This window comes from Thiomonas sp. FB-Cd (assembly GCF_000733775.1).
GTDB lineage: Bacteria > Pseudomonadota > Gammaproteobacteria > Burkholderiales > Burkholderiaceae_C > Thiomonas_A.
Genome location: NZ_JPOE01000005.1, coordinates 563,455 through 579,600 on the forward strand (window position 1 = coordinate 563,455; position 16,146 = coordinate 579,600).

Annotated in this window: 22 protein-coding genes and 1 tRNA gene; 4 read left to right on the forward strand and 19 right to left on the reverse strand. The window is 60.8% G+C overall.

Going from position 1 to position 16,146, the window contains the following annotated elements; all coding sequences use genetic code 11:
- Nucleotides 1-10: 10 nt before the first annotated feature.
- Nucleotides 11-574 carry a YaeQ family protein gene (locus tag CD04_RS0116270; protein WP_031408661.1) on the reverse strand — a complete coding sequence of 188 codons (564 nt, stop codon included), beginning with the start codon at nucleotides 572-574 and terminating at the stop codon, nucleotides 11-13.
- Between the two features lie 162 nt (nucleotides 575-736).
- Between CD04_RS0116270 and CD04_RS0116275 the strand changes: the two genes are divergently transcribed.
- Together CD04_RS0116275 and CD04_RS0116280 are read left to right on the forward strand one after the other, a co-directional pair.
- Complete coding sequence (locus tag CD04_RS0116275; RefSeq protein ID WP_038168724.1) at nucleotides 737-1,978, forward strand: RNA-guided endonuclease TnpB family protein; 1,242 nt, start codon at nucleotides 737-739, stop codon at nucleotides 1,976-1,978.
- Nucleotides 1,971-2,222 (forward strand): hypothetical protein, encoded by a 252-nt coding sequence (locus tag CD04_RS0116280; protein WP_156030315.1) that lies wholly within the window; start codon nucleotides 1,971-1,973, stop codon nucleotides 2,220-2,222. Before CD04_RS0116275 ends, CD04_RS0116280 begins: the two co-directional genes overlap by 8 nt.
- Nucleotides 2,223-2,279: 57 nt before the next feature.
- Here the strand turns inward: CD04_RS0116280 and CD04_RS0116285 are convergent.
- From CD04_RS0116285 to petA, 6 genes are all read right to left on the reverse strand, one after another.
- Nucleotides 2,280-2,355: transfer RNA gene (locus CD04_RS0116285), tRNA-Thr, on the reverse strand.
- A 54-nt stretch (nucleotides 2,356-2,409) separates the two neighbouring features.
- Nucleotides 2,410-2,922 (reverse strand): ClpXP protease specificity-enhancing factor, encoded by a 513-nt coding sequence (locus CD04_RS0116290; protein ID WP_031408667.1) that lies wholly within the window; start codon nucleotides 2,920-2,922, stop codon nucleotides 2,410-2,412.
- Between the two features lie 24 nt (nucleotides 2,923-2,946).
- Nucleotides 2,947-3,558 carry a glutathione S-transferase N-terminal domain-containing protein gene (locus CD04_RS0116295; protein WP_031408669.1) on the reverse strand — a complete coding sequence of 204 codons (612 nt, stop codon included), beginning with the start codon at nucleotides 3,556-3,558 and terminating at the stop codon, nucleotides 2,947-2,949.
- 118 nt (nucleotides 3,559-3,676) lie between these two features.
- The gene (locus tag CD04_RS0116300) at nucleotides 3,677-4,465 is read right to left on the reverse strand and encodes a cytochrome c1 (protein WP_031408671.1); all 789 of its coding nucleotides are present in this window, start codon (nucleotides 4,463-4,465) and stop codon (nucleotides 3,677-3,679) included.
- A 9-nt stretch (nucleotides 4,466-4,474) separates the two neighbouring features.
- A complete protein-coding gene (locus CD04_RS0116305; protein ID WP_031408673.1) occupies nucleotides 4,475-5,884 on the reverse strand; it encodes a cytochrome bc complex cytochrome b subunit in 1,410 nt (469 codons plus the stop codon).
- Nucleotides 5,885-5,905: 21 nt separating this feature from the next.
- A complete protein-coding gene (gene petA, locus CD04_RS0116310) occupies nucleotides 5,906-6,484 on the reverse strand; it encodes a ubiquinol-cytochrome c reductase iron-sulfur subunit (protein WP_031408674.1) in 579 nt (192 codons plus the stop codon).
- Between the two features lie 366 nt (nucleotides 6,485-6,850).
- Here petA and mscL point away from each other — a divergent pair, with 366 nt between their 5' ends.
- A complete protein-coding gene (mscL, locus tag CD04_RS0116315) occupies nucleotides 6,851-7,273 on the forward strand; it encodes a large conductance mechanosensitive channel protein MscL (protein WP_031408676.1) in 423 nt (140 codons plus the stop codon).
- On the opposite strand, the gene pdxA is transcribed toward mscL, so the two are convergent.
- Complete coding sequence (pdxA, locus tag CD04_RS0116320; protein ID WP_031408677.1) at nucleotides 7,263-8,318, reverse strand: 4-hydroxythreonine-4-phosphate dehydrogenase PdxA; 1,056 nt, start codon at nucleotides 8,316-8,318, stop codon at nucleotides 7,263-7,265. The two genes, mscL and pdxA, sit on opposite strands and share 11 nt — an antisense overlap.
- Nucleotides 8,315-9,067, reverse strand: a complete 753-nt coding sequence (locus CD04_RS0116325; protein ID WP_031408679.1) for a Nif3-like dinuclear metal center hexameric protein — start codon at nucleotides 9,065-9,067, stop codon at nucleotides 8,315-8,317. Before CD04_RS0116325 ends, pdxA begins: the two co-directional genes overlap by 4 nt.
- Before the next feature lie 11 nt (nucleotides 9,068-9,078).
- Here CD04_RS0116325 and CD04_RS0116330 point away from each other — a divergent pair, with 11 nt between their 5' ends.
- Entirely contained in the window at nucleotides 9,079-10,230 is a 1,152-nt protein-coding gene (locus tag CD04_RS0116330; RefSeq protein ID WP_031408681.1) for a S1C family serine protease, read from the forward strand.
- Nucleotides 10,231-10,285: 55 nt separating this feature from the next.
- Here CD04_RS0116330 and tatC read toward each other — a convergent pair whose 3' ends face one another.
- The 10 genes from tatC to hisB all read right to left on the reverse strand — a co-directional run bounded on the left by tatC (nucleotide 10,286) and on the right by hisB (nucleotide 16,117).
- Nucleotides 10,286-11,092 (reverse strand): twin-arginine translocase subunit TatC, encoded by an 807-nt coding sequence (gene tatC / locus CD04_RS0116335; RefSeq protein WP_031408683.1) that lies wholly within the window; start codon nucleotides 11,090-11,092, stop codon nucleotides 10,286-10,288.
- Nucleotides 11,093-11,122: 30 nt separating this feature from the next.
- On the reverse strand, nucleotides 11,123-11,620 hold the full coding sequence (gene tatB, locus CD04_RS0116340) for a Sec-independent protein translocase protein TatB (RefSeq protein WP_031408686.1): 498 nt from the start codon (nucleotides 11,618-11,620) through the stop codon (nucleotides 11,123-11,125).
- A gap of 92 nt (nucleotides 11,621-11,712) precedes the next feature.
- Nucleotides 11,713-11,961, reverse strand: coding sequence for a Sec-independent protein translocase subunit TatA (tatA, locus tag CD04_RS0116345; RefSeq protein WP_031408688.1), 249 nt, complete (start codon nucleotides 11,959-11,961; stop codon nucleotides 11,713-11,715).
- Between the two features lie 20 nt (nucleotides 11,962-11,981).
- Complete coding sequence (locus CD04_RS0116350) at nucleotides 11,982-12,332, reverse strand: histidine triad nucleotide-binding protein (protein WP_031408690.1); 351 nt, start codon at nucleotides 12,330-12,332, stop codon at nucleotides 11,982-11,984.
- Between the two features lie 64 nt (nucleotides 12,333-12,396).
- Nucleotides 12,397-12,747: a phosphoribosyl-ATP diphosphatase gene (locus CD04_RS0116355; RefSeq protein WP_031408692.1), complete on the reverse strand. Its 351-nt coding sequence runs from the start codon at nucleotides 12,745-12,747 to the stop codon at nucleotides 12,397-12,399.
- Entirely contained in the window at nucleotides 12,744-13,133 is a 390-nt protein-coding gene (gene hisI / locus CD04_RS0116360) for a phosphoribosyl-AMP cyclohydrolase (protein WP_031408694.1), read from the reverse strand. The genes CD04_RS0116355 and hisI overlap by 4 nt, the downstream gene beginning before the upstream one ends.
- Nucleotides 13,134-13,185: 52 nt before the next feature.
- Nucleotides 13,186-13,980: an imidazole glycerol phosphate synthase subunit HisF gene (hisF, locus tag CD04_RS0116365; RefSeq protein WP_031408696.1), complete on the reverse strand. Its 795-nt coding sequence runs from the start codon at nucleotides 13,978-13,980 to the stop codon at nucleotides 13,186-13,188.
- Between the two features lie 27 nt (nucleotides 13,981-14,007).
- On the reverse strand, nucleotides 14,008-14,745 hold the full coding sequence (gene hisA, locus CD04_RS0116370; protein WP_031408697.1) for a 1-(5-phosphoribosyl)-5-[(5-phosphoribosylamino)methylideneamino]imidazole-4-carboxamide isomerase: 738 nt from the start codon (nucleotides 14,743-14,745) through the stop codon (nucleotides 14,008-14,010).
- Between the two features lie 46 nt (nucleotides 14,746-14,791).
- On the reverse strand, nucleotides 14,792-15,451 hold the full coding sequence (hisH, locus tag CD04_RS0116375) for an imidazole glycerol phosphate synthase subunit HisH (RefSeq protein ID WP_031408700.1): 660 nt from the start codon (nucleotides 15,449-15,451) through the stop codon (nucleotides 14,792-14,794).
- Nucleotides 15,452-15,529: 78 nt separating this feature from the next.
- On the reverse strand, nucleotides 15,530-16,117 hold the full coding sequence (gene hisB, locus CD04_RS0116380) for an imidazoleglycerol-phosphate dehydratase HisB (RefSeq protein ID WP_197033150.1): 588 nt from the start codon (nucleotides 16,115-16,117) through the stop codon (nucleotides 15,530-15,532).
- Between the last annotated feature and the right edge of the window lie 29 nt (nucleotides 16,118-16,146).

Consider the following 16,146-nt stretch of genomic DNA (forward strand, 5'->3'; position numbering starts at 1 on the left):
CCTACGCCCCTCATCGCCTTGGTCCGGCGGCCTCCTCAGCCCACTTTAGCCTCTGCAGCTCGACTGCGACGGAGGCGTTCCCGTTGCTGAGCCAGACCGCCCCATCCTGCACCAGGCATTGCAGTTTCATGGTTCGTTCGGTGAGCCCGGCCAAGGCCTGGCTGACGTCGGCGGGAAGGCGCAACACGCTCAGGTTTGTCAGGCGCGCCAGTTTGACCTCGATCTGTTTCCACCAGACCTCGGCGCTGCTTGCGTGACACACGACGACTACCTGCTCGGCGCGACCGCAGGCCTTGCGCAGGCGGCTCTCATCAGGCTGACCGACGTCGATCCACAGCTTGATCGCGCCAGTTAAGTCCTTGACCCAGATTTCAGGCTCGTCGACGTTGAACAAACCGCGCGTCAGGGCGATCCCTTCCTGCGCGTGAAGCGCGTACGTCAGCACCCGCACCATCATCCGCTCATCCGTCTCTGAAGGGTGGCGGGCGATCGTCAGCGCATGGTCTGCATAATGGTTCCGGTCCATGTCGGACACCTGCAGGTCGGCCTTGTAGATAATCGCCTTCAGCGCCATGGTTTGCATCATCCGGAAAGTAAACCGAGCATTGTGCGCGCAGCACGTTGACCCGATGCGCGACAGGCCCGGTCCTTCAGCGCGGGGAAGCAAAGCGCGGATGCCACAGGCATCCTTGTTTGGCTTGAAGTGGCGCCGCATAAGCTGCACATTAAACCAGTCATGCAGCGACTCCAGGCGTTCAAGTTCGAGCTTCGTCCGAACGGCCCGCAGCAGCGCCAGATGCGCCGCTTCGCGGGCTCGTGCCGGGTCGTGTTCAATGAGGCGCTGGCGTTGCAAAAGGCCCGCCACGAGCGGGGTGAGAAAAAGCTCGGCTACGCCGGGCTGTGCAAGGAACTCACGGCATGGCGCAACGGGGCACCGCTGCCTTCGGGGCGCGTTGCGCCATGGCTGGCCGAGGCACCGATCCACCCGTTGCAACAGGCGCTCAAGGATCTGGAACGCGCCTACACCAACTTCTTCGCCAGGCGCGCGGACTTTCCGTGCTTCAAGAAGAAGGGCCAGAGCGACAGCTTCCGCTACCCGGATCCGAAACAGATCAAGCTCGATCCGGGGAACAGCCGCATCGCTCTGCCCAAGCTGGGGTGGCTGCGCTATCGCAGCAGCCGGGATGTGCTCGGTGCGGTGCGCAACGTCACCGTGAGCGCATCCTGTGGCAAATGGTTCGTGTCGATCCAGACCGAGCGTGAAGTCGAGCAGCCGATCCCGAGCGCCATCCGCGCCATCGGGATCGACGTGGGCATTGCCCGCTTTGCCACGTTCAGCGACGGCACGTTCCTGGCACCGCTGAACAGCTTCAGGAAGCACGCGGTGCGGCTTGCGCGGTACCAGCGGGCGATGAGCCGCAAGGTGAAGTTCAGCAAGAACTGGCACAAGGCCAAACGGAGGGTTCAGACCCTTCACACCCGTATCGCCAATGCCCGGCGCGACGCCCTGCACAAGGCCACGACATCCATCAGCCAAAACCACGCGATGGTGTGTATCGAGGACTTGCAGGTACGGAACATGTCCAGGTCGAGCAGGGGTAGTGCCGAGGCACCGGGGACGAATGTCCGGGCCAAGAGCGGCCTGAACCGGTCGATCCTGGACCAGGGCTGGGCCGAGTTTCGCCGGCAACTGGACTACAAGCTCCAGTGGAGCGGCGGATGGCTCGTTGCGGTGCCGCCGCACAACACGAGCCGAACCTGCCCGTGCTGCGGCCACATCGCGGCGGACAATCGCCGCACGCAGGCCCAGTTCAGATGCGTGGCGTGTGGCTACGCGCATCACGCCGATGTGGTCGGCGCGATGAATATTCTGGCGCGGGGACACCGCGTTGCAGCCTGTGGAGAGGTGGCGCATTCGGGCCCCTCGGCGAAGCAGGAACCCACCGAAGCGACTGCGCACGAGGTCACGCATGCGTAGCGCCGCAGGAATCCCCGTCCTTCCCGCGCAAGCGGTGGCGAAAGCCAAGGGCGGGGAGGATGTCAACTTGCATTTGTGCATCGGGGCCGTTGCGCAGCTCGCGCATGCGCTACTGCCAGCAACGCGCGCTGCTGAACCAGGGGAAGGCGGAGTCGCGCCAGCGGCGCGCAATCCAATCGCGGCCGTGGGTCTGCCACAGGGTGCGCAGGACTCCGCGCCCCCTGCCGGGGCTGCGCAGACCTGACCTGGCATCTTTCCAGGAATCTGCTGGGAGTTAGCCTGCTGATTTGCCGGTTGTTTGTGGTGCCGCTTATCTGACTCGAACAGATGACCTACCGCTTACAAGGCGGTTGCTCTACCAACTGAGCTAAAGCGGCGCGATGGTGGCGCGAAGTCGTCAAAATCTCGCCCACAGCATCTGAACTGCAAGTCTATTTCACTCGCTTGAGGTGCGATCCCGATGGACGTGGAGGTGGCTCAGGCGGAGGTGTCTCTTCTTCGGCAGTTCCCTGCGCTGGAGTATCGGGCACGGCGTGCAAACGATTTGACGCCGAGGCATCCGATGACGAAGTCGCCCCAGCACCGGGTTGTCCATCATCACTCGCATCCTCAGCCAGCTCGGGCAAAGGAAACGCCATTCCCTGACCATTTTCACGGGCATAGATGGCAGTGACATGGCTGATTGGCACCATGATTTCGCGCGCCACTCCACCGAAACGCGCCTTGAACCGCACGTCCTCGTTGCTGATTTTAAGGCCGCCGGTGGCACCAAAACTGATGTTGAGCACGATTTCACCATTTTTCACGTGCTCGCGGGGCACCCTCACCTGACCGTCGACATGCACGGCGAGGAAAGGGGTGAAGCCATTGTCAGTGCACCACTCGTAAAGGGCACGCAACAGATAAGGCTTGGTCGAACTCGGGCTGTCAGCGGCGCTACTCATCGTTCTCAGCACAAGGCGGTTGTTTTATTTGCGCATGACCTTTTCGGAAGGGGTAAGCGCTTCGATATAGGCCGGTCGCTGGAAAATGCGCTCAGCGTACTTGGCCAAGGGCGCCGCGGATTTCGGCAGATCGATGCCATAGTGATCGAGGCGCCACAGCAGAGGCGCAATGGACACATCGAGCATGGAAAAGTCGTCACCGAGCATGAAGCGGTTCTTCGTGAAGATCGGGGCCAGTTGGGTCAGGCGATCACGAATGGCAGCGCGCGCCTTTTCCATGGCCTTTTCATTGGCTTTTGTCGCACGCGATTCGAGCGTCGACACATGCACGAACAGCTCCTTTTCAAAGTTAAAAAGGAACAGGCGCACACGCGCGCGCGCTACCGGGTCACCCGGCATGAGTTGCGGGTGCGGGAAGCGCTCGTCGATATATTCGTTGATGATGTTGGATTCATACAAAATCAGATCACGCTCGACCAAGATGGGAACTTGACCGTAGGGATTCATGACATTGACGTCCTCCGGCTTGTTGAAGAGGTCAACGTCGCGAATCTCGAAATCCATGCCCTTTTCGAAAAGGACGAATCGGCATCGCTGCGAGAAGGGGCAGGTCGTGCCAGAGTAAAGCACCATCATGAAGGGCGACTCCTGAAAAAGCGAAGGGAGTGAGAAGCCTCACCCCCGGGAAAGCCAACCGAAGCACGAAACCACGCGACCCGGCATGCACAACCAGGACGTAGGGACACAGCGACACCTACTTCACGTCTTTCCAGTATTCGGACTTGAGGCGCCACGTGATGAAAGTGAACACGGCCAAGAACAGCAGCACGATGACGCCCAGGCGTTTGCGTTCCAGTTGGTCGGGTTCGGCCATCCATTGCATGTAGGCCACAAGATCGGCAATTTGTGAATCATACTGCCTTGGCGAAATGCTGCCCGGAGTGAGCTGCTCGAATCCGACAAAAGTCTTGAGCTGCAGATCGGGATCCGCGGCGTCCTGCTTGAGCTCGAACTTTGCCGCACGCTGCCCCTGCAGGGGCCACAGCGGGTTGGGCATCGCCACGCTGGGTACGACCAAATTGTTCCAGCCGGTCGGCCTGCTGGTGTCACGGTAAAAGGTCAGCAAATAGGTGTAGAGAAAATCAGCTCCGGAGCCACGGTGCGAGGCCAGCGCGCGCTCAATTACGCTGAGATCGGGCGGAGCCGCGCCAAACCATGCCTGGGCCTGCGCGGATGTCATGGAGACTTTCATCGTGTCGCCGAGCCGGGGCGCACTGAACAGAAGGTTTTTCTCGACTTGGCCACTGGTGAGCCCGATGGAGCGCAGTTTTTCATAGCGCATGAACTCGGCAGCGTGGCAATTCAGGCAATAGTTCACGAAGAGCTTTGCACCGTTTTGCAGGGCGAGCAGATCATTGACCCGATAGGGAGCGTGCCGCAGGGGGATGCCCTGCTGCTCGGCTGCCGCGTGTGCAGACAGGCTGGCGCAGCCCAGTCCGAGGAGCAGGGCAATCCGCAGAAATGCACGATGGATAGGGGACATGGTCATGGTTCAGTGCGGGTGGTAGACCAGCCGCTCAGGCACGGGTTTGGGCTCGCCAAGACGGGTCCACCAAGGCATGAGCCAGAGAAAACCGAAGTAAATGAACGTACAGGTCACTGAAATCCAGTAGCCCACGGGCGATGGCTCCGAAATGCCGAAATATCCGAGCACAATGAAGGCGAACGCGAAGACGATAAGCATCCACAGATGCCACTTCGGACGATAGCGGATCGATTTGACTGGGGAATGATCCAGCCACGGCAGGAAAAACAGCGAGATCACCGCACCGCCCATCACGACCACGCCCCAGAACTTCGCATCCACGGTCGCCATGGCCCAAAGGAGCAACGCCATGACGGCGGCAAGGAGCGCCACATGCAGTGGTTTGCGGCGCAGGCGCCAGGCACCCCACAGGGCTGCGGACGCGAGTACCACCATCCAAATGTGAACCGAGGTGCTTGTGGTGGCCCGCAGCATCGAATAGAAGGGAGTGAAGTACCAAACCGGAGCGATGTGAGGAGGGGTTTTCAGCGGATTTGCCGGAATGAAGTTGTTGTGCTCCAGGAAATAGCCGCCGAACGTTGGCGCAAAGAACAACACGGCGCAGAAAATCGTGAGAAAGACGGACAACCCGAACAAATCATGCACGGTGTAGTAGGGGTGGAAAGCAATGCCGTCGCGCGGGTTGCCACGCGCGTCCTTGTTGGCCTTGATCTCGATCCCGTCGGGGTTGTTCGATCCCACCTGGTGCAGCGCAATGATGTGTGCGCCCACGAGACCAATGAGCAACAGCGGAATGGCAATGACGTGGAATGCGAAGAAACGGTTGAGCGTCGCGTCGCTGACGACGTAGTCCCCCCGTATCCACAGCGACAGGTCAGGACCGATGAATGGAATGGCCGAGAACAGGTTGACAATGACCTGCGCCCCCCAAAAGGACATCTGACCCCAGGGAAGCAGGTAGCCGAAGAAGGCCTCGCCCATGAGGCTCAGGAAAATCAGGCAACCGAAAATCCACACCAGCTCGCGCGGCTTGCGGTACGAACCGTAGAGCAGACCGCGAAACATGTGCATGTAAATGACGACGAAAAACGCCGAGGCACCGGTGGAGTGGATATAGCGAATCAGCCAGCCCCAGCTGACATCACGCATGATGTATTCGATGGAGCCGAAGGCCAGGACCGCGTCAGGCTTGTAGTGCATCACCAGGAAAATGCCACTGATGATCTGAATCGCGAAAACCACAATGGCCAGCGAGCCAAAGTAGTACCAGAAATTCAGGTTCTTGGGCGCGTAGTACTCCGTCAGGTGGGCAGCCCAGAGTGCGGAGAAAGGAAAGCGGTCGTCGATCCATTGACGCAGCCCGCCGCGCGGCACCCCGTCCGGTGCCGGCGCATCCGGCAAAGCGTGTTCAGCCATGGTTGTCTCCAATTGAGGCGCTCAGGCCTTGTACTCGCCGAGAAGAATCTTGCGCTCGTTGAGGAAGTGATACAGCGGCACTGGAAGGTTGTCCGGTGCCGGCATGTTCTTGAACACGCGAGCGGCAAGATCGAACTCGGAGCCATGGCATGGGCAAAGAAACCCCCCTTGCCAGTCGCTTGGCAGCGACGGTTGAGGACCTGGCGTAAAGCGGTTGACGGGCGAACAGCCGAGATGCGTGCAAATGCCGATGACGACGAGAAATTCGGGCTTGATCGAGCGCCATTGATTCTGTGCCCAGGGCGGTGTCGGAAAAGCCGTCCGCTTGGACAGGGGATCTGCCACCAGTGACTGGGTAAGGTTCAGCGAGGCGAGCATCTGCGGCGTGCGGCGCAGGAACCAAACGGGCTGCCCACGCCACAGCACCGTCATCTTCTCGCCAGGGCGGAGCTGGGAAATATCCACCTCGATCGGTCCGCCTTCAGCCCTGGCTTTTGCAGAAGGCTCCAGGGACTCAACAAAGGGCACTGCAGTCGCGCCCCCTGCAACGCAGGTCGCGGCACCTGCGGCAATCAACCAAGTTCGGCGTTGGGAATCCATTGTGTCGATGCGTTCGTCAGAGGAGCGTGGACCACCGGCTGCGGCGTGCGCACCACGGTCGAACCAGGAAATGCGGGGTAGCCCGTCAACTTCCTGGAGAGTGACCGAATTCTGGTCCCAGCGCGGCGAATTCGCATTAGGAAAACCATGTATAAGAGATCACTGATTTAGGGCCTCGGCATTGTGTTTCATCAATAAATATCGTGCTGCGCTGCAATATTCGATATGGATTCTGCAAAACGATCCACAAAATCGATGGATGAAAGCGCCAACTCCCGCCAACTTGCCTAAGACGGATGTCCCGAATTGCTTCAAGACACGCTACAGTCAAAGCCTTCGCAATCACCTTTACACGGGAGCCTGACCATGAGCTTTATGAGTGACTTCAAGGAATTTGCCGTCAAAGGCAACGTCGTTGATTTGGCCGTGGCCGTGATCATCGGAGGTGCATTCGGCAAGATCGTCGAGGCCCTCGTGGGTGACATCATCATGCCGGTGGTTGGAGCCATCATTGGCAAGATCGATTTTTCGAACTTTTTTATTCCGCTCGGCGCCGTGCCAGCCGGAACCGAAATGACTCTTGCGGCACTGAAGAAAGCCAATGTTCCCGTGTTGGCCTATGGTGACTTCATCACCATCGCCATCAATTTCCTGATTCTGGCCTTTGTGATCTTCCTCATGGTCAGGCTGATCAGCAAACTCAAGCGCGCGGCGCCCCCGGCCCCGGCCCCCGCAACACCGGAAGATGTCCTTCTGCTGCGCGAAATCCGCGACGCACTCAAACGCTGAGCGCATCCTCGTTGGCGCCAGCCAGCTTTCGCGCCAGTGTGATCGCACTGACGAGACTGGCTGGATCAGCCACACCCAAGCCGGCGATATCGAATGCCGTGCCATGGTCAGGGCTGGTGCGGACAAAGGGAAGACCCAAAGTGACATTCACCCCCGCATCAAGCCCGAGGTATTTGACGGGGATCAGCCCGTGGTCATGCAACATCGCCACCACCACGTCGTACGCGCCGGGATGCTGCGGGGTGTCGCGAGCCCGCATGAAAACCGTATCGGGCGGATGTGGACCGCTGGCCATGATGCCTTCTGCCTGCGCCTGAGCAAGTGCCGGGGCGATGACGCGCGACTCCTCGTCGCCGAACAAACCGCCCTCGCCCGCATGCGGATTGAGCCCGGCGACTGCGATACGCGGGCTTTGCACCCCCCAACGCCGCAGGGCGTTGTGCGTAATGCGAATCGTCTGAAGTACACCTTCAGTGCTGATGGCATCGATCGCCTGGCGCACGCTCACATGGATCGTCACCAGGACCGTCTTGAGCTCGTCATTGGCGAGCATCATGCGCACCGGCACGCCGCCACAAAGATGCTGAAGCAACTCGGTATGGCCAGGAAATGGCACGCCTGCCGCATGCAGGGCTTCCTTGTGGATGGGCGCCGTGACCACACCTGCCACCTCGCCGCGCAGCGCGGCCTGTGCCGCGTACACAATGGCCGCATGCGCGGCAGCGCCTGCCCGCGCATCGACGCGTCCGGGCGCCAGGCCTTGCAGAGAACCTGGTGCGATGCCTGGCGCCTGCAGTACGGGAATCGCACCGGGGGGAACGCGGCTGAGCTGGTCCAACGCGTCAACGCGTGCGATGCTCGGACGCAGCGTGTCGGGATCGAAGCGCAAGCTTGCGGCTGCGTGGGCAATCACGTGCGCATCGCCGACGACCACACAGCCCGGCGCCGCGCCCTTGGAGAATGCCTTGACGATCACCTCGGGCCCGATGCCAGCAGGATCGCCCATGGAAAGGGCCAGAGGCGCCAACGACCGCGATGTGTTCATGCTGGATTGTCGATGTCGAAAAAACGGTGATCAACGCCGAAGCTGCGCGCCAAGTGCTCGCCCAACGCCTGCACGCCATAACGTTCCGTGGCGTGGTGCCCACACGCAAGGTAGGCGACTCCCATCTCACGCGCAAAATGCGCGGTGGGCTCGGAAATCTCGCCACTCACATAGGTATTGGCCCCGGCCCCATGAGCCTGTTCAATCCAACTCTGGGCCGCTCCGGTACACCATGCCAGGCGCCCCACGGGCGTGGTGGGATCACCCACCAGCAGCGGCGCACGCCCCAATAGGTTGGTCAGTGCGTCGACCAAATCCCCCAGTGTGGACTGCGGCCCGGTGCCCAGGCAGGCCAGATCTTGCTTGCCAAACCGCGCCTCGATCTGCCAGCCCATACGGGCTGCCAGTTGCGCATTGTTGCCCACCAGAGGATGCGCGTCCAACGGAAGGTGGTACGCAAACAGATTCATGTTGGCTGCGAGCAAGGCTCGCAGCCGCTTATGCTTTTGTCCTACGATCCGCGGGTCTTCGGCTCGCCAAAACCAGCCATGGTGCACGAGAATCACATCCGCCTGCCACGCAGTCGCCTGCTCAATGAGCGCAAGATTGGCCGTCACGCCACTCGCAATACGTCGGACCCTGGGCGTTCCCTCAACCTGCAAACCGTTTGGTCCATAATCTTCAAAACCATCGGCACGCAGAAAATCGTGCAGGTAAACCGCCAACTGATCGCGGTTGATCGTGTTCATGAAAGGTGGATATGCGCAGGTTGTGGTTGATTTTCGCTCAGGCCACGACATTGGCCTTGGGCGTCGTGTTCGCCGTGCAGATGCTGGCACCCCAATGGCTGGAGCATACGGCTGCGCCGGGCGCCGGCCATTCCTCGCTGCATGGCCCATCCGGTCTACCCACGGCTGTCGGATCCTACGCCGCTGCCGCGTCGCGTGCCATGCCGGCGGTTGTTTCCGTCACAACGACACGGCTGAGCAGCCCGCGAGAGGGTTCACCCCTGGAGCAGTTTTTCGGCGGCTCCAGCGCACGCCGACCCACGGTTGGCCTTGGTTCGGGTGTGATCGTCAGCCCGAATGGCTATGTGCTCACCAATAACCATGTGGTCGACGGCGCCGAAGAAATCGAGGTCAAGCTTGCCGATGGACGCGAAGCAGCGGCCACGGTGGTGGGGCGGGACCCGGACACGGATCTCGCCGTACTCAAAATCAATCTTCGCCACCTCCCGACCCTGGCATTCGCCGACGACACGCAAGCACGCGTCGGCGACGTGGTGCTTGCCATCGGTTACCCCTTCGGCGTCGGGCAGACCGTGACCCAGGGCATCATCAGCGCCCTTGGGCGCACCCAGTTGGGCATCAACACCTTTGAGGACTTCATTCAGACCGATGCCGCAATCAACCCGGGCAACTCAGGCGGTGCGCTGGTGGACGTCCATGGCAATTTGCTCGGCATCAATACTGCCATCTTCTCACGCTCGGGTGGCTCGCTGGGCATCGGCTTCGCTGTGCCGGCCACCATTACGCGCAATGTGATGCAACAACTGATCGCGCACGGCCGGGTGGTGCGAGGATGGATCGGCGTGGAGCCTCAGGACATCACGCCGCAGCTGGCTCAGGCCTTGAACTTACCGGTGACCGAGGGGGTCATCGCCGCCGACGTGCTGCAGGGTGGACCCGCCGATCACGCGGGCATGCGTGCGGGCAATGTGGTGCTCGATATCGGCGGCCAGCCCGTGCACAACACAGGCCAGCTGCTCAATGCCGTGGCGGCACTCAAACCCGGTAGCACCGCAGCGATGCACATCCTCGCCCGCGGACACGAAAAGGTCTTGCAGGTCAGAATCGGAACACGCCCGCGATTGGCAGATGCTTCACGTGGAGATGGCGGCACGGACCCCTAGCGCGGGCCCAATGCACGCCGCCACGCGGGCCAAGCCCTGCCCGGCTTCTCGCGGATCACGCGGGCGGTGCGGAACCCTGGCCCTTATCGCTGTCTTCCTCGGGTGGTTGCGCGTACTTGCCAAGCATGCGCGACCCCACGATGCCCACCTCGTACAGCAAGATCATGGACACGGCCAGCGATGTCTGCGAAAACACGTCCGGTGGGGTAATGACGGCGGCAATGATGAAGGCCACGACGATGAAATACGCCCGCCACGCCTTGAGCTGCTCGATGGTCAAGACACCGAAGCGCACCAACAGGATGAGCACCACCGGCACTTCAAAGGCCGTACCAAACGCGAGAAAAAGGGTCAACACGAAACTCAGGTAGGACTCGATGTCGGGCGCCGCGGTGATGACCTTTGGCGCAACGTCCTGAATGAAGGTGAACAGGCGGCCCAGCACGATGAAATAGGCGAAAGCCACGCCGAGATAGAACAGAACGGTGCTGATGAAAATCAGCGGAACCACCAAACGCTTTTCATGCGTGTAGAGCCCCGGCGCAACGAAAGCCCAAAGCTGATACAGCACCACCGGTAACGCGACCATCAGCGCCACCAGCATCGTGAGTTTGAGCGGCACCAGGAATGGCGTGATCACCCCGATGGCGATCATCGTGGATCCATGCGGCAGATGCGCAATCAGAGGCTTGGCGAACAGGTCGAAAAGACCCGACGGGCCCGGATAGATGGCCAGCACGATGAATACAACGCCCACGGACGCGACCGCCCGAATCAGCCGATCTCTCAGCTCGACCAAATGGGTCACAAAGGGCTGCTCGGCTTCCGGATCTTGGGAGTCGGACGGCTTGGGATCGGTCACTGGAGAGACATGGAGTTATGTGGGCACGTCTTACACGCCTGAACGCGGGCGATGACGGGCCACGCGTGCAGCGCCGGACAGGGCGTGGGTGCGGATGCGCGCTTGCCGCCTGTACCACAGCGGGAGAGCCTGGCCCGTTGATTTCTTGAGGCGCTTGGGCTTGTAGCTTTCCGCCAGATGGGCTTCGCCACTGAAGGCAAGGGAGTCGGTTGAGCCTTGTGTAGCACCTTGAAGCCCGGCCGTGGCCTCCTTCCAGGCTGAATCGAATTCTTCGTTGACCTCACTGATATTTTTGGCCACTGTGCTATGAATGTCTTGCGCTGCGGACTCGACCGTCGCCTTCATGCTGCGCAGCTCCTCGAGCTCCATCTGCCGGTTGACTTCCGATTTGACATCGGCCATGTAGCGCTGCGCACGACCGAGCAGATTGCCGACTGTGCGCGCCACCTTCGGTAGCTTCTCGGGGCCAAGCACGATGAGCGCAACCACGCCGATCACCCCGAGCTCGGAAATGCCAATGTCGAACATGCTGGTTTGTCAGGCTGTGGATCTGGCGCGAACACAAAGACTGGCAAGAAAAAAGCCGGCAAAACGGCCGGCCCAGAGCCGCTGTGCGGGATTCAGGATTTTTCCTTGGCCTCGACGTCGATGGTGTCCTTCTTCGCAGCGCCCGCCTGACCGCCAATCTGCTTGTCAGTCGATGCGGGAGCTCCGGATGCAGCATCCGCGTCGCCGTCGCGCATGCCTTCCTTGAAGCCCTTGACCGCGGAGCCCAAGTCGGAACCAATATTTTTCAGCTTTTTCGTGCCGAACACCATCATCACGATGACCAGAACAATCAGCCAATGCCAGATACTCAATGAGCCCATTTCGATACTCCTTGGCGACTTCAGATCGTCGCGCGTTTCCAAGGGCGGGGGCCGCCCAAAACATGAATGTGCAGGTGGTAAACCTCCTGCCCGCCATTCGGCCCGGTGTTGATGACGGTCTTGAAGCCATCGCCACAGCCTTGCTGCTCGGCCAGTTGCGGAATCAACACCAGCATTTTACCGAGCAAGGAGCTGTCCCCCTCCTTCACATGTTGCAGTGTGGGGATATGGCGCTTGGGCAGGAGCAGAAAATGCACGGGCGATGCCGGGTTGATATCGAAAACGCCCAGGACATCGTCATCCTCGTAGAGCTTCTTGCTCGGGATTGTTCCCTGGATGATTTTGCAGAAAATGCAATTTGGATCATGCATGGTTTTGTGCGCTCGTGATCGCGCGAAGTCTGAGTGCAAGAATGGCCAACCTTGCGCTGGCGCATTACGTCCGGGTGCGGCTTGCGAATTCCTCGAGCCCCGAGAGTCCTTCGCGCCGCGCCAACTCGGCCAACACCTCGTGGGGGTGAATGTCGTGCACAGCAAGAGCGACAATCGTATGAAACCACAAATCGGCAGCCTCGTACACGATCTGCCCGCGCTGTCCGCCTTTGGCTGCGAGCACGAACTCGGTGGCCTCCTCGCCGACTTTCTTCAGTACGGCATCCTCGCCCTTGGCAAACAGCTTTGCGACATAGGATATCGACGGATCGGCCTGTTTGCGGCTTTCGATGACGGCTGCCAAACGCTCAAGAAACTCGGCTGCGTCTGCAGGTGCTGCGGTCTTCGCATTCATCGGTAGATCTGCTCAGGGTCCTTCAATACCGGCTCGACGCTCTGCCACCGTTCGCCCTGCAACTGGCGGAAAAAGCAGGAATGCCGACCGGTATGGCAGGCAATGCCGGGCTCATGGCCAAGTTGCCGCACAGTGAGCAAAATCACATCACCGTCACAGTCCAATCGGATCGATTCGACTTTTTGCACATGACCCGATTCCTCGCCCTTGTGCCAAAGGCGCTTGCGTGAACGTGACCAGTAAACGGCCTCGCCGAGCTCGCGCGTGCGCCTGAGTGCATCGCGGTTCATCCACGCCACCATCAGGACGTCCTTGCTGCCGGTCTCCTGCGCGATCGCCGGAACGAGCCCGTCCTTATCCCAGTGAATGTCATCGAGCCAGTTCATATGCCAAGTGTAGTGACGGCAGCGCAGGATGCACGCGCCGGTGGTTTGCCATTTATGCCAGCGCCGCTTCCAGCCTCATGGGAATACCCAGATTTGCCATGAACCGCTTCGCCTCACCCACCGTGTGCTGGCCATAGTGGAAGATGCTTGCAGCCAGCACAGCATCAGCGTGTCCCCGTGTAATGCCTTCGGCAAGGTGCTGCAGGCTACCGACGCCCCCGGACGCAATCACTGGCACCGGCACCGCATCCGCGACCGCCCGGGTCAGCTCGAGGTCGAAGCCAGCCTTGGTGCCGTCACGGTCCATGCTGGTCAGCAGAATCTCGCCGGCTCCAGCGCAGCTCATGCGCTGCGCCCAATCCACGGCGTCCAATCCGGTGTTGCGCCGCCCGCCATGCGTATAGACGTCCCACCCGGCGCCGCGCGCCAGAACTTCGTCGCCCGAGCGACGCTTGGCGTCGATCGCCACCACAATACATTGGGCCCCATACTTGCCCGACGCATCAACAATCACCTGCGGATTGGCGACTGCGGCAGAATTGAAACTGACCTTGTCAGCCCCGGCATTGAGCAGACGACGCACGTCTTCAACGGTGCGCACTCCACCGCCGACTGTCAGGGGAATAAAGACCTGCGCGGCCACTGCTTCGATCATGTGCAGCAGCAGGTCACGCTCGTCAGAGGTGGCGGTGATGTCCAGGAATGTCAGTTCGTCCGCGCCTTGCTCGTTGTAACGCGCGGCGATGTCCACGGGGTCGCCGGCATCGCGCAATCCGACAAAGTTCACGCCCTTGACGACGCGCCCACCTGTGACGTCAAGGCAGGGAATGATGCGTTTGAACAGCATGGTGAACGTCCGCCGCGTGCGCTGAAGTCAGGCTGCCGCATCGACGCGTGCAAGGGCCGCTTTGAAATCAAGAGCGCCCGTGTAAATGGCACGACCACAGATGACGCCCTCAATACCGCTACCTTCGACCTCGATCAGGCGTTCGATGTCCGCCATGCCCGCCAACCCCCCGGACGCGATGACGGGGATGGTCAGCGCCTCGGCCAAGCGCACGGTAGCCTCGATGTTCAGCCCGGTGAGCATACCGTCGCGCCCGATATCGGTGTAGATGACGCCCTCAACGCCGTAGTCCTCAAACTTGCGCGCAAGGTCGACCACCGCATGACCGGTGAGCTTGCTCCAGCCATCGGTCGCGACCTTACCGTCCCGCGCGTCCAGACCCACAATGATGTGGCCCCCGAAGGCGCTGCACGCCTCTTTCAGGAAGCCAGGATTCTTCACCGCAGCCGTGCCGATGATGACGAAGCTCAACCCATCGTCCAGATAGCGTTCGATGGTCTCCAGGTCGCGGATACCGCCGCCGAGCTGCACGGGAATGTCGTCACCCACCGCACGCAGGATGGCCCGGATGGCGGGTTCATTTTCCGGCTTGCCGGCGAAAGCGCCGTTGAGATCGACCAAATGAAGGCGGCGAGCGCCCTGGTTCACCCAGTGGCGCGCCATCTCGGCGGGCTCTGACGAGAACACGGTGGCGGCCTGCATTTCACCTTGCTCCAGGCGCACGCACTGGCCGTTTTTGAGATCGATCGCAGGGATCAGCAACATGGGATGAGAGGAGGACGAGTTCAGGGCATCCTGCCGGTTGTCCGGGTCAAGGATTCCAATCGAGGAAATTGCGGTAGAGCATCAAGCCCGCCGCGGCGCTTTTTTCAGGATGAAACTGTGTGGCAAAAATGGTATCCCGCGCAATGGCGCTTGCAAACGTCACTCCATACTCGGTGCGACCCGCGATGTCGCGTGCCTCGGACGGAAGGGCATAGAAACTATGGACGAAGTAAAACGCTGCGCCGTCTGCCACGCCTGCCCACAGCGGATGCGCCCTGCCCTCATGCACCTGCTGGCGCACCGCGTTCCAACCCATGTGTGGCACCTTGTAGCGGCTGCCATCCGGCTGGGTCTGCCCTTCAAGCGCGAACCGCCGCACCTCGCCACCGATTAGCCCAAGCCCGGGCGTCGGGCCCTCCGCGCTGCGATCGAGCAGCATTTGCATGCCCACGCACACACCGAAAAGCGGCTTGCCTGCGTCCACAGCCGCAAGTACCGCATCCTTCAGCCCTGAGTCCCGAAATTCGCGCATGCAGTCGGGCATCGCCCCTTGGCCGGGCAAGACGACGCGGTCAGCCTGCCGAACCTCGGACGCATCGGACGTGACGAGGACGCGCCAGCGCTGGCCCATGGCGACATGCTGAACGGCTTGTGACACCGAGCGCAGATTGCCCATGCCGTAATCGACGATGGCGACCGTTTTCATGCGGACGTCGGAAGGATCGATGGAAAGGTATGGCGAATCAGCAGGAGGCGAACGTCGTCGCCGACAACGCAGCCACGATCATAGTGAGCCCTTGGTCGAGGGAATCACCTGGCCCATACGAGGATCCGGTTCTGCAGCCATGCGCAATGCGCGACCGAATGCCTTGAAAACCGTCTCACACTGGTGATGCGCATTGTCGCCGCGCAGGTTGTCCACGTGCAGGGTGATGAAGGCGTGATTGACCAAACCCTGAAAAAACTCGTGCGCCAGATCCACGTCAAAGGCGCCGATCATCGAGCGCGTGAACGGCACCTGCCAGACCAGCCCAGGACGGCCCGAAAAATCCACGACCACGCGCGACAGCGCCTCATCCAACGGCACGTACGCATGTCCATAGCGGCGTATGCCCTTTTTGTCGCCGACACACTTGGCCAGCGCCTGGCCAATGGTGATCCCCACATCTTCCACGGTGTGGTGAGCGTCGATGTGCAAATCACCGTCGGCTTGGACCGTCAGATCGATCAGCCCGTGGCGTGCGATTTGATCCAGCATGTGATCGAAAAACCCGATACCCGTTGCAAGTTGGGAATGGCCGGTGCCATCGAGGCCAAGTTCGACGGCAATTCGGGTTTCAGCGGTTTGGCGAGTGACCTGGGCGGTGCGCATGCTGGGGATGAGGGAAAAGATGCGGGTCT